12 protein-coding genes are annotated in these 13031 nt (G+C 64.8%); 1 reads left to right on the top strand and 11 read right to left on the bottom strand.

All coding sequences use genetic code 11. The features are described from left to right. Positions 1–16: 16 nt before the first annotated feature. The 5 genes from nrfD (H8S61_RS15475) to H8S61_RS15455 all read right to left on the bottom strand — a co-directional run bounded on the left by nrfD (H8S61_RS15475) (position 17) and on the right by H8S61_RS15455 (position 5056). Positions 17–853 carry an NrfD/PsrC family molybdoenzyme membrane anchor subunit gene (gene nrfD / locus H8S61_RS15475; protein ID WP_186939617.1) on the bottom strand — a complete coding sequence of 279 codons (837 nt, stop codon included), beginning with the start codon at positions 851–853 and terminating at the stop codon, positions 17–19. Between the two features lie 359 nt (positions 854–1212). Further along, positions 1213–2007: a ZIP family metal transporter gene (locus tag H8S61_RS15470; RefSeq protein ID WP_160940987.1), complete on the bottom strand. Its 795-nt coding sequence runs from the start codon at positions 2005–2007 to the stop codon at positions 1213–1215. A 543-nt stretch (positions 2008–2550) separates the two neighbouring features. Next, on the bottom strand, positions 2551–3066 hold the full coding sequence (locus tag H8S61_RS15465) for a ferritin (protein ID WP_154332435.1): 516 nt from the start codon (positions 3064–3066) through the stop codon (positions 2551–2553). 148 nt (positions 3067–3214) lie between these two features. Continuing rightward, positions 3215–4411: a hypothetical protein gene (locus H8S61_RS15460; RefSeq protein ID WP_255466656.1), complete on the bottom strand. Its 1197-nt coding sequence runs from the start codon at positions 4409–4411 to the stop codon at positions 3215–3217. A gap of 339 nt (positions 4412–4750) precedes the next feature. Then, entirely contained in the window at positions 4751–5056 is a 306-nt protein-coding gene (locus H8S61_RS15455; RefSeq protein ID WP_186939616.1) for a hypothetical protein, read from the bottom strand. A gap of 500 nt (positions 5057–5556) precedes the next feature. Between H8S61_RS15455 and H8S61_RS15450 the strand changes: the two genes are divergently transcribed. Next, positions 5557–7485, top strand: a complete 1929-nt coding sequence (locus H8S61_RS15450; RefSeq protein ID WP_222617750.1) for an alkyl/aryl-sulfatase — start codon at positions 5557–5559, stop codon at positions 7483–7485. Here H8S61_RS15450 and H8S61_RS15445 read toward each other — a convergent pair. From H8S61_RS15445 to H8S61_RS15420, 6 genes are all read right to left on the bottom strand, one after another. Continuing rightward, positions 7466–8257: a hypothetical protein gene (locus H8S61_RS15445; protein ID WP_186939614.1), complete on the bottom strand. Its 792-nt coding sequence runs from the start codon at positions 8255–8257 to the stop codon at positions 7466–7468. The genes H8S61_RS15450 and H8S61_RS15445 overlap by 20 nt on opposite strands. 181 nt (positions 8258–8438) lie before the next feature. After that, entirely contained in the window at positions 8439–9332 is an 894-nt protein-coding gene (gene nrfD / locus H8S61_RS15440; protein ID WP_186939613.1) for an NrfD/PsrC family molybdoenzyme membrane anchor subunit, read from the bottom strand. A gap of 6 nt (positions 9333–9338) precedes the next feature. Beyond that, positions 9339–9881: a 4Fe-4S dicluster domain-containing protein gene (locus tag H8S61_RS15435; RefSeq protein WP_186939676.1), complete on the bottom strand. Its 543-nt coding sequence runs from the start codon at positions 9879–9881 to the stop codon at positions 9339–9341. Then, on the bottom strand, positions 9881–12076 hold the full coding sequence (locus tag H8S61_RS15430; RefSeq protein ID WP_160940981.1) for a molybdopterin-containing oxidoreductase family protein: 2196 nt from the start codon (positions 12074–12076) through the stop codon (positions 9881–9883). The genes H8S61_RS15435 and H8S61_RS15430 overlap by 1 nt, the downstream gene beginning before the upstream one ends. A gap of 53 nt (positions 12077–12129) precedes the next feature. Then, positions 12130–12810, bottom strand: a complete 681-nt coding sequence (locus tag H8S61_RS15425) for a molecular chaperone TorD family protein (RefSeq protein ID WP_255466655.1) — start codon at positions 12808–12810, stop codon at positions 12130–12132. Positions 12811–12879: 69 nt separating this feature from the next. Beyond that, entirely contained in the window at positions 12880–13020 is a 141-nt protein-coding gene (locus H8S61_RS15420; protein WP_366458611.1) for a 4Fe-4S binding protein, read from the bottom strand. Positions 13021–13031: the final 11 nt, after the last annotated feature.

Below are 13031 nucleotides of genomic sequence, written 5' to 3'. Positions count from 1 at the left end.
AGAGTACACCAACGGCTCACGCCGCCGCCAGAATACACCACCGCAGCACGAACCCGCCTACCAGCACGAGCGCCGCCGGAACGAACGGATGGACGCGCAGCGTGGGCACCTTGCGCGCCAGCACGTACAACACGAGCGGCGCGACGATGCCGATCGCCACGAGGCCGGCCCAGAACGGGACCGCCGCGCTTCCGCCGATCAGCCGCCATGCCGACGCAGGTGCATCCTGGAGGCTCGCCAGCACGAAGGCCGCCAGCACGAGCAGCTCCACCACCAGCACCGCCGCATCCGCCAGCGCCACGCGGCGCATCGCGGGCGCGAAGCTGTCCCACGTTCTCGTGGCGACGGCGCACAGCGTGACGGCCGCCGCGCCACACGAGAGCGACGATGCCAAAAACAGCGGGATGAGCAGCGGCGATCGGAAGAGCGGCACACCCGAGAACGCCATGAGCAGCAACGCGGTGTACGTCATAACCGCGCACGCCAGCACGAGGTGAACCGCCGCGACGATGCGCATCGCCAGCGGAGGAACCGGGAACACCCGCAGCCATGCCAGCCCCGAGAACACCCCGCACAGGATGGTGGCCGCCAGCGTGTAGGCGCCCACCGACACCACCGAAAGCGTGGGCTCGGTGAGGAGGATCAGTATCTCGTCGGGTCGCCTCATGTCGGCGAGCAGGCAGAACGCGCCCACCGTGCACACGGCCGAAGCGATGAGGAACCCGAAGCCGAACAGCCGCCGCGGCGCGATGCCCGCACGCTCCGTCGCGAAGCCCAGCACGTTCAGCACGCAGCAAGCCCCCGCGCCCATACCGCCCAGGAAGAGATATGCGACGATCAGGTTGTTGAACATGGTCCACGTTCCCGCTTCGACGTACACGACAACGCGATTATAGCAGTCTGTCAACCAACAGCGACCCGCCACGCGAGCACGCCGGTTCGCGCGTTTCCTGCAAGGTTCTCGAGTTATGCACCCCTTTGGCAACCCCGCTGGGCGCTCGGAAAGAGAGCCGAGCTCGAAGCGTGCGCAAAATCCCAGGTGAATCTGCTCACTTCGGTCACGGAACCCCCGCTGCCCGCCGAGAGAGGGTGCATAACTCGAGGACAGGTCATTTTTAGGCCCTTTTCAATGACAGAGGGGTGCATAACTCGACGACCCGGCACGGCGCCGCCGCTCCAGACGCCGAGCACGAACGCCTGGCGCGCAGCGCCTTACCCCAGCGCCACGTCCAGGATCATCATCACGAGGAAGCCGGCCATCACGCCGAGGGTGCCGGCGTTGGAGTGCTCGCCCAGGTGCGCCTCGGGGATGAGCTCCTCCACCACGACGTACATCATGGCCCCGGCCGAGAACGCCAGCATCCACGGCATGTACGGCGAGATGAGCCCCGCGAACAGCACCACGAGGATGCCGAACACAGGCTCGGCCAGGCCCGACAGCGTGCCCAGCGCGAACGCTTTCGGCGCGCTCATGCCTTCCTGCAGCATGGGCAGCGCCACGGCCGCGCCCTCGGGCACGTTCTGGATGCCGATGCCGATGGCCAGCGCCACGGCCATGCCGAACATGCCCGGATCGCCGCCGTTCTGCGCCGCCATGGCGAACAGCAAGCCCACGCTCATGCCCTCGGGGATGTTGTGCAGCGTGACGGCCGTGAACAGCAGCGTCGGACGATCCCACTTGCTGGGCAGGCCCTCGGGCTTGCTCTCGCCCGGATGCAGGTGCGGCAGCAGCTGGTGCAGCACCATGAGGAACACCACGCCGATGGCGAAGCCTCCCGCTGCGGGAATCCACCCGATCTGTCCCGCCTCCTCCGCGCGCTCGATGGCGGGAATGAGCAGCGACCACACGGACGCCGCCACCATCACGCCTGCGGCGAACCCGAGAAATACCTGTTGAAACACCATGCTGTTGCGCTTGCGGAACAAGAACACCGAGGCGGCGCCCAGCGTGGTCATGAGAAAGGTGAAGCCGGTTCCGCCGGCGGCCCATAACAAAGCAGTTTGCATTACCTGCTCCTATCGTATTCGTTCGAAGGTGCGTATCGGCGCAGCGGTGCCGTGGTCGGCGTCGCGCCATTCTGTGGTACCAGCACAGTGTACGCCAATAAACGATGAGGGCCTCGATGCTTTTTCCCAGCGTTACCTACGCGCATACCATCGCCGAAACGCAACGAGACCGGGGAGTGATCCCCGGTCTCATCGAAAGGAATACCGACAGTACCGCTTGGCTGAAAGCCTACTAGCCCATCGCTTTCGCGATGTTCGTAGCAATACCTTACGAGACTGTTTACTTGGCGAAGATAGTCTTTATTCGTTCGTATTGCGATTTTTTTATCAACTGTCGGACAACGCAGATTGTACGCTCTTTTGTTCTCCTTGCGAACCCCCGCAAGCGTTTTTGTGCAGGTGAACAACCAAATCGTTGCTATCCGTCACCCCGCCGTCAACGCCTTGTTGAAGCCGGGTAAGGGGCTCGCTTGTCCTCCGGGCGCAAAAAAAAACGCCCCCGGTTGGCCGGGGGCGTTTTTGGCGGTGAAGTACGGTGCGCGCTTACGCGGTGGCCAGAGGGCTCGGGACGGAGTAGACGCGCGCGGCGTTTTCCTGATCGAGGTCGTAGAGGGCCTTCGCGTCGGAGCCGAACAGCTTCATGCGCGTGATCATCTTGTCGGCGTTGTCCTCTTCCTCCTGCTGCTCCTCGATGAACCAGTCGAGGAACTTCATGGTGCGGTAGTCCTTCACCTCGGCAGCAGCGGCGTAGATGTCGTTGATGAGGCTCGTGACGTACTTCTCGTGCGTGAGGGCGGCCTCGAGCGGCTCCAGGAAGTTGGTGAACTCCTTGTCGGGCTGGTCGATGGCCAGCAGCTTCACCTTGCAGCCGTTCTCGTGCAGGTAGTTGCGGAAGATGAGGGCGTGGTCGCGCTCTTCCTTGGCCTGGATCTCGTACCAGTTGGCGAAGCCTTCGAGGCCCTCCTCCTCGTAGTAGTCGGCGAAGGACAGGTACAGATACGAGGAATACAGCTCCTTGTTGATCTGATCGTTCAGAAGTTCATACACGCGTGCGTCCATGGGCATCTCCTTCTTCGTTCGTTCGGGGAGCGAACCGGTAATGCACCCCGTTTCATCTGCATATATGATAGCGCTCCTCCTACTTGCAGACGAGATTGGCGCCCGTGCTCGCGTCAAATCAACACAGCGCCGATGGCTCGGCGCGCGGCTATTCGAGCTCCTCGACCAAGTCGAGCAGCTCATCCTCCGCGCCCGCCTCGCACACGGTTTCGCGCACGGCTTCGCACACCCCGTGACGGCGCCCCGCGGCCGCAACCATCTCGCTCAGCACCATCGCCACGAGATAGACCGACAGCGCGCTCGACCACAGCAGCTGCGCCTGGCCGCCGAACAGCTGGAACGCGATCATGCCCGCCGCCACGCTGGCCGCGCAGCTGGAGCAGAACGCGGCGAACACCTTGGAAAATCCCACCTCGGAGCTTTTCGCCATCCACAGCAGCACCACGAGGCCCAGCACGTTCATCAGCGCCACGCCCAGATAGGAGGCGACGGAGAACAGCATCGACCCCGAAAGCGCTCCCGTTGCGTTGACGAGGGGGCACGCCAGCAAAAGCGCCGCCGAAACGGGGAGCGCCACGCGATAGAACACCTGGAGGATGCCGTCCGTCGCGCGCGAAGCGTGCGCGACGACCCACCACACAACGACAGTGAGCAGCAGATACGCCACCGGCTTGAAAGCGACGTTCACCGGGCCGGCGTCGACGCGCTCGGTCCACAGCGTCAGGCCGATGGTGAAGAAGTTGAACATGAGCCCGGCAACCGCGGCCCAGCCCTTCTGCATGACCTCGCGCATCGTTTCGAGCGGTTTCACCACGACGGCGCTGCGCAGCCCCACCTTGATTTCGTCGGCCTGCACGATCTGGCTTGCCAACAGCGGCAACGCACCGCACGACACCAGCACGAGCATGCCGAGGCAGAACAGGAACGGCGTGCCGGCGTGCGACACCACGAACCACCAGCACGATGCCGCCAGAAACGCCAGCATGGTGTTGAGCAGCGCGCCCTGGTAGGAGAACAGGCGGTAGTAGCGCCCCCATTGGCGCAGCAGGCACGTCAAGCCGAAGCCCAGAAACAAGCCGGCCCCCACGGCGCTCGCCTCGATGGGAAGCACCTGGTACAGCAGCGCGCACAGCACGCCCGCCACCGATGCGAGCAGCCCTGCGCCGATCGACCAACGCCGCTTCTCCCCGTCGTGCGCCGAAACGAACACGACGACGCACAGCACCACCACGCCCGCGAGGAACGAGTGGATGAACAGGTCGGACGCGCCTTCGATCGCATAGGCGCTCAGCAGCAGGTTGTCGGCGTGCAAGCACAGCGCGAACCCGGCCAGAACGCAGGACATAGCGAGGCCGACAGGCGACCATTCGCGAGCATATTTCGTGATACCGTTGATCAGATTACCCTTCCATGAAACGCCTTATTATAGTGCAAGCACGGCGAAATCGCAGGTAACAGATGCGGGCGAACACTCTCGGCGAAATACGGCAAGAAGCTCATCCTGGATGATGTTTTTCATCGTGCCATATTCCTATAGCGACAAAAGCGGCCTGCACTCAACCGCAACCTACGGCGGCACGCCCTACGGGCCCCACCGCCCATCCGCCCGTGACCGTCAGCGACTACCAGGTGACCTTCGCCCTACCCGCGATGGCGTCCTGCGCCGGTTCGGCCATGCTCGACTTCACGATTGGGCAGACGCCGCTCGTCTCCCGTGCCGAGGGTGCCGCCATGCGCCGCGGGCAAACCGGTCCGCCAGACTCTTGAGCACCGGCTCCACCGCTGCTCCCTCGTCGGCCACCACGCGGAAGAACCGGTACGCGGCGACAGCCGACAGCACCTCGGAGAACACCGCCACCGCCTCGTCCTTGCGGCCGAGCGCCCAGCGCGATTCGGTCGCCCGCGCGCTGGGAGGCTTCGACGACGGCCAGCTGTTCGAGCCGGACGTGAGCGTTCCTTTCGCGACGATTGGCGCGAGTATGGACGCCACCGACGTTCCTTGGGGCACGCAACGGCTGCACCCCTCCACCTGGAACGTCGAGCTATTGAGCGATTCCGGCGCTACCGCCATCGCCGACGGCTCGTAGACGGCACCCCCCCCCCTTCGAAGAGGTGTTGCCCACGGACGGCATGGTCGCGATGGCACCTATCGTTTGACAGCAACGTTTGCTCGCGAGCGCTTCGAGAACGGGGGCTGGGTGGACGCCGGCGCGCCCCATGCCCTGAGCCGAACGTTCACGATCCACGACCAGCATGTGATCACGGGGCTGGAAGAACCTGCGGAGCCGGGCGCCGTACCCGACGGCGGCTCGATCGGTGCGGGCATGCTATCATTGTGTGAGCCGCGTGATCCCGGACGAAAGCGAGAACACTCCTATGACCCGCAATCATCCCATCGATCGACGCACATTCGTTTCGGGAGCCTTTGCGACAGGCGCGCTCGTCGCCGCCGGCGCGGTCGCCTGCGGATGCGCAGCCAACCCGGGCGATGTGCCTGCCAGCACCGCCGCGCCCGACCTCGACGCCATGCGCAAGGGCGCGACTGCGGCGACGGCCGAGGCCAATCAAGCCGTGTACGCACTGCTCGACTTCTCCGACGAACGCGAGCGGGAATTCGCCAGCCGCGGCCTCATTGCCGCACCCGAATCGCTTGAGATCGTCGACGAGGACGGTAAGCTGGTTTGGAACCAGAAGGCGTACGCGTTTCTGGACGACGCGGACGGCCTCCCCGCCGAGGCTCCCGACACCGCCAATCCCAGCCTCTGGCGCAACGCCCAGCTCAACCACCTGTACGGCCTGTTCGAAGTCATGGACGGCATCTACCAGGTGCGCGGCTACGACATGACCAACATCACGTTCGTGCGCGGCGAAACCGGGTGGATCGTGTTCGACCCGCTCATGAGCGTCGAATGCTCTCAGGCGGCTTTCGCGCTGGTCACCGAGAACTTGGGCGAGCGCCCCGTCACCGGCATCGTCATGAGCCATCCGCACGTCGACCACTACGGCGGCATCAAAGGCATCGTCAGCGAGCAGGACGTGGCCGAGCGCGCCATCCCCCTCATCGTGCCGCAGGGTTTCGCCGAGCATGCCGTGGCCGAGAACGTATACGCCGGCAATGCCATGGGCCGTCGCGCCAGCTATCAGTACGGTGTCATGCTGGAGCCGGGCGCGCAGGGCAGCCTGAGCATCGGCATCGGTTTGGGACAGTCGAAGGGCAACACCTCCTACATCGCCCCGAACGACGTCATCGCCGCCACGGGCGAGACGCGCGTCGTCGACGGCGTGCGCATGGAATTCCAGATGACGCCCGGCACCGAAGCACCTGCCGAGATGAACACCTGGTTTCCCGATCTGAACGCCCTCTGGGTGGCCGAGAACTGCACCGGCACCCTGCACAACCTGTACACGCTGCGCGGCGCCGAAGTGCGCGACGGCAATGCCTGGGCGAACTACCTCATGGAGACGAAAGCCCGTTACGGCGCCGAGGCGCAGGTGACGTTCCAGGCGCACAACTGGCCGCACTGGGGCACCGACCTCGTGAACGAGTATCTGCAGAACACGGCCGCCATGTACAAGTTCATCACCGACCAGACGCTCATGTACCTCAACCTCGGCTACACGCAAAACGAGATCGCGAACATGATAGAGCTGCCGGCCGCACTGGAGAAGAACTGGTACACGCGCCAGTACTACGGAACGGTGGCGCATAACGCCAAGGCCGTCTATCAGAAGTACATGGGCTGGTACGATGCGAACCCCGTGAACCTCCACCCGCTCGCGCCCGTCGACACCGCCAAGAAGTTCGTCGAATACTTCGGCGATACGGATGCGGTGCTGGCACGCGCCACGCGCGACTTCGACGACGGCCACTACCAGTGGGTGGCGCAGGTGACGAACATCCTCGTGTTCGCCGACCCGACGAATCAGCAGGCGCGCCTGCTGTGCGCCGACGCGCTCGAGCAGCTGGCCTACACGGCAGAATCGGGCCCATGGCGCAACGCCTACCTCACCGGCGCGAAAGAGCTCCGCGACGGCGTGGATGCCGACCCGAAGTACCGGGCAACCGGCAGTCAGGACGTGCAGAAAGCCATGACGCCGGATATGATGCTGGACTACCTGGGCATTCTCGTGGACGCGAACGCCGCGCAGGATACGAACCTCATCGTGAATCTGGCGTTCACCGACGAAGACCCCTACCTGTTGACCATGCGCGCTGGCGTCGTGCTGTACGAGCGCAACGCCCAGTCCCCCGATGCCGACGCCACGCTCACCATGCCACGGCTGGGAATGTTCGCCATCCTCAACCGCGACGAGGAAGCGCAGCGCGCCATCGTCGTCGAGGGCGATCCGGGGGTCATCGCGAAGCTCACCGAACACCTGGTGTCGTACGACTTCTTCTTCAACATTGTAGAGCCGTGAGGACGCCTTCGTCCTGCAAGCTGCTTAGCAGTTTCGTTCGAAGTCTCAGGTTGGCGCTCGAAAAGCCAGGTTCCCGATATTGCAGCCTCTTTCCAAGGCAGCGCGCCACGCGATGGGCAACATGCTCCATCTCTACGCGACTTGCGATCTGCAGCGTGGTCACTGTCACCACCGTAACACCCAGCGCATCCAAAGCTGTGCGGCGAGAGGAGTCGCTTGCAGCGTTGCGGGAGCCCAAATGCTCAAGATCGCTGTCGTATTCCACGGCCAGCTTCGCTTCGGACCAATAGAGGTCGCAACGGTAAAACCTCTTGTCAGTCACGGCCTTCGCCCGAGCACTCACATCAATACGGCAGTTCAACTGAGGCAACGCGAACCGATAGCCGCCCAAGCTGTGGGGAAGGCACAGCAGCATGGCCAGCACCGTTTCTCGAGGAGACGCAGATCCGTCAGCAGCATAGCGCAGCGCACGCAACGCCTTTTTCCTCCCCCGCACACCTTCGGACTTACCCACGTACGTTTTGAGTTTCGCGATCGTGGTCAGAGGGGCGCATTCTCGCACGTTGCCCGTGGAAGTGTCGTACGTTCCGCACAGTTCGTAGGCCAAATCGACGAGCCGAACGAGGTCGAACGAATCGACCACCTGCAGAAAGGTGAGTTCCGACGAGCAAACGCAGAAGCCGTTCCGCGAATCGAGTATTGCGTTTCTGCTAAAAATTCTCGTTTGTGAACGATTTTGGCAAGAACATTTGAAGCGGTATGAGAAAAACACCGGGTCGCAAAATCCATAGCATGCGAGAAATCGTTCACAAACGAAAATTTTTAGCAGAATCGGTCCTCAAGGAGCATTTCCGGGGAACCGTTGCGCTCCATCGCCCCTTCTACCCCGTCTCAACGCAAGCGCGCCGCCCCCGGAGGGGCGGCGCGCGACGAAGCGGTTGTGCGGGGACCCGCTACAACATGGGCACCACCATGGTCAGCGGCAGGGCCGCGACCACCACGAGGTAGCGCAGCAGGAAGCCGCCCACCAGCACGCCGGCGTCGGAGCCGAAGCTGATCCAGTGGGCCGCGCGGCTCTCCTCGAACTCCTTCGGGCTGAAGAACAGCAGCCACGTCTCGAGCACGGTGGGCAGCACGAGGCCGATCGCCACGAGGCCGATCCAGAACAGCGGCGCATGCTCGCCCACCAGCAGGCTCATGACCGAGTTCCAGCCGGCCGTGGAGTTCGTGCACGTGATGAACAGCAGCGCCGCCACCAGCACGAGCTCGATGATGGGCAGGCAGAAGTGGAACTTCTTGAGCACGCCCGCGCGGTTGAACTCGTCGGCATGGCGCACGATGCCCACCACCAGCACCGACGCGGCACCGGCCGACAGGGCCGACACGAGGAACAGGATGGGCAGCAGCGCGTTGTTCCACAGCGGGAACGTCTTGCACACGCCCAGGAGGGCGCCCGTGTACATGGCCACGGCGATGCCGAACGCCACGCCGGCGATGTCGAGCCACACCGGCACCGGCCTCTTCAGGCGATCGAGCACGAACGCGGCGAGGGCCACCACCGTGAAGCCCGCCAGGAACACGACGCCCCAGGTCATCACCGACCCGAAGTTCGTCAGCAGCAGCGCGAAGCGCAGCGGGTTCATGAAGCCGGCGTGCGCGTCGAACATGAGCAGCACGAGGCCGACGATCACCGCGGCGGGGGCGATGATGTGCCCGATCTTGCGCATGTTCACCGCCTCGGGATGGCGCCAGCCCAAAAAGGCCGAGGTCACGAACGCGCCGCCGCCGAGACCGGCGAGGAACAGGTACCATGCGATGATGGCGCCCCAAATAGGTTCAAACGTCATCGTTCATCACCTCACGTAGAATACTTTGGACTTGGTTATATCCCCGGCGATGGGCTGGGCGTGCGTCCGGTTGATCTCGCGGACCAGCTCGCCGTTCGGGTCGTCCAGGTCGCCGAAGATGCGGACGCCCGTCGGGCACGCCGTCACGCACGTGGCCATCTCGGTGCCCGACTCGAAGTTGGACGCGGTGCAGAAGCGGCACTTGTCCACCGCGCCCGTCTCGCTGTTGCGCACGCGCACCTGGTAGGGGCACGCCGCCATGCAGTACAGGCAGCCGATGCAGCGGCCCTGGTCGACGCTCACGATGCCGTTCGGGCCGATATGGGCCGCGCCCGTCGGGCACACCGACGCGCAGGGGGCGTCCTCGCAGTGCATGCACTGCAGGGGGACCGTCTCGACGCCCACGCTGGGGTAGGTGCCCGTCTCCTTCTCCTCGTAGCGGATGAAGTCCTCGTCGGGCAGCAGGCCGTTCTGGCGCTGGCAGGCCACGCGGCACGCGTAGCAGCCGATGCACTTCTTCGTATTGATCAGCATTCCGTACCGTGCCATCATGCACCTACCTTCTTGACCGTGACGACCGCTTCCTGGGTCATCGCCCCGCCGTAGGCGGGCTCAATGTGGAACGGCACGAAGTCCATCTGGCGCAGGCCCACCTCGTAGGCGGTGTGCTGGTCGGGCGAGGAGCAGCCGTAGTGGCTGGGCATGTACAGCGCCGTCGGGTTGATGCGCTGGGTCACCTTCGCCTGCGCCTTGCCCGTGTGCTCGCCGCTGGACACCTCCACGGTGTCGCCGTCGGAGATGCCCCATTCCGCGGCCTTGTCGGCGTTGAGCCACACGCGGTCGAGGCCGTACTTCTTCGTGATCTCCATGAGGGACTCGATGTTGGCCGTCTGGGTGTGCGAGTGGATGGCCTGCTTGCCGCCGATGAGGCGCAGCTCGTTGCCCATCGGCATGGTCTGGGGCTCCACCCACACGGGGGTGCGGGAAAGCCCCGCCTTCTCACAGGCGTCGCTCGCGAACTGGATCTTCTCGGTGGGCGTCTTCCACTTCGGCACGCCGCCGTAGGAGAACTCCTTCTCGGGGAAGTAGGCCGTGCCGGTCTTCTTCAGCGCGTCGAGGGACAGGCCCACGCTCTTGAGCTCCGCGTCGGCCAGCTCGTCGACGCCGAACTGGAAGTACTCGCCCACGCCGCACGCCTCGGCCAGCTCGCTGAAGATCTGGTCGACCGGCTTCGTGTTCGGGTGCACCTTCTCGATCACCTGGTCGCGCAGGGCCACGGCCGGCACCTTGCCGCCGATGAACTCCGGCAGCTCGAGGCGCTCCAAATAGGAGGTGTCGGGCAGCACGTAGTCGGCCGCCATGCAGGTCTCGGACATCTGCACGTCGATGGCCACGCACAGCTCCAGGCTCTCCATGCACTCGGCCAGGTACGCCGTGTTGGAGTAGCCCGCCACCATGTTGGAGTTGTAGAAGAACATGCCCTTCATGCCGCCCTTCTTGGCCTGGTCGGCCGCGAAGAGGTTGACGCCCATGCTGGACAGCGCCAGCGGGTACTCCTCGGTGCCGGCGATCTTGGCCTCCACCTTGGGCACCGACGGGAACTTCTCCTTGTCGACGTCGCCCGCTGACACGCTGGGCAGCAGCAGCGCGCCGCCCTCCTGGTTCCAGCAGCCGAGCAGCGTGTTGAAGCAGCACACCGCGCGCGCCGTCTCGCCGGAGTTCGCGTACGAGCAGCCGAACGCGCCGCGCCAGCTGGGCTCGATGGACGCCGCGGGGGCGGCTTCGGCGAACGAGGTGGCGAGGCGGACGATGGTGTTGGACGGGATGCCGGTGACGCCCTCGGCCCACGCCGGCGTGTGGTCCTTGATGGCCTCGGCCCACTCCTCGAAGCCCACCGAGTTGGCGGCGACGTACTCCTTGTCGTACAGGCCGTTCGAGATGAGCACGTTGGACATGGCCAGCACGAGCGCCAGGTCGGTGCCGGGGTTGATGGGCACCCACTCGTCGGCGAACGCGATGGAGTTGTTGCAGCGCGGGTCCACCAGCACGATCTGCGCGCCGTTGTCGTGCGCCTTCTGCAGCGCGTGGACCGAGCTCGGGCGGATGGCGTCGGCGTAGCTGCGGCCGATGAACATCGTCATCTTCGAGTTCTCCACGTCGCTGACGTAGTCGCCCGCGCCGATGACCTGCGTGAACCCGGAGTTCTTCGACAGGTTGCAGGCGGCGCCGTGCGTGTAGACGTTCGGGCTGCCCAGCGCGTTCATGAAGCGCTTGGAGTAGTACTTGCCGGACGGGCGCGGGTCCTGCACGATGGCGAGCGCCTCGGGGCCGGAGGAGTCGATGATGGACTTCACCTTCTCGGCGATCTCCGCGTAGGCCTGCTCCCACGACACGGCCTCGAACTCGCCCTTGTCGTTCTTCTTCAGCGGATCGGTCAGGCGGTCCTTCGAGTAGGCGATGTCGGCGTAGCCGTAGCCGCGGGCGCACAGATGGCCCTCGGCGTAGGGGTGGTCCTTGTCGGCGATCATCTTGGCAAGGCGGCCGTTCTCGACGTATCCGGTGAACCCGCATTTGGTCGAGCAGGCGTTGCACAGCGAATGGGCAGTGGACACTTCCCTGCGCCATCCCGCAGCATGCGCCTGCTCCCAGGAACCGAAGCTCATGAAGCCGGCGCCGGCCGCGACAGCCGCGACCCCCGCACTGCCGGCCAGGAAGCTCCGCCTGGTTATAGCGTTCTCAGACATAGCTGTTTCCTCTCTATATGCATGCACGTGAATTCGATCCTGTCCGGCGTCGTTCATGCGCTCATCTCCACCGGCGACTTCTGTGCCCAAATGCCCATGAGCACGTCGACCAGCCCGATGTAGAAGCTCGCGTCGTCCTTGAGCGCGAGCAGGCGCATCCGATAGGCGGTCAGCCATGCGAAGCGTTCGGCGAGGAACGTGCGCGCCTCGCTCTGCAAGCCGCTTCGCAGCAGCACCGCCAGCAGGTCGAGCTCGAGCGCCAGGTGGTCGGGGCACGCCGCGAACTGCGGCGGCACCTCCAAGCCCAGGCGTTCGACCAGGTCCTGCATGTACGACGCCGAATCCCCCATGTACGACCCATCTCGCCGCGCGAGCGGGGAGGGCGGCGCGCCAACCGGCCGCAAGCGGTACAGGGACTCCACCGGCATGGCCGATTCGGGCAGGCCTCCGGTGAAATGGCGCGCGGCGAACGCGCGCTTCTCCTCGTAGCTCGGAGGGCGGAACAGGGCGTCCACCTCGCCGACGGAAAGGAAGTCCTGCAAGGGGCAGCGCCGACGCGCTTCGGATATCGGGGTCGGGGAAGTCCCGAGGGCCCCGTCGTCCTGCAACGCCCGGCGAGCGGCGTCGAGGAAGTCCGGCCACGCGGTGCCGGCCACGACGCGCTTCCACTCGTCCTCGTCGACGGGCGCGAAGCACGCGGAGAGCACCGAGAACATGACCTCGTCTTCCATCATCGCCCTGCTTCCTTTCTCGTTCGCTTCATGGGATGAATATCATGGATAGGGACGCGGATCGGGCGCCCGTCACGCCTGCACGAGGGTCGTCGTCCTCACGACGCCCTGCTCGATGACCTTCTGCGCGATGTCCTCCCAGTCGATGAACTTGATGGCGCCGTTCGGGCACTGCTCGGCGCAGCGGCCGCAGCTGACGCACTTGGTGGACACGCGGCTCTCGG

It is taken from the genome of Eggerthella hominis (genome assembly GCF_014287365.1).
Taxonomy (GTDB): Bacteria; Actinomycetota; Coriobacteriia; order Coriobacteriales; family Eggerthellaceae; genus Eggerthella; species Eggerthella guodeyinii.
This window is presented reverse-complemented; position numbering and strand designations above follow the sequence as displayed.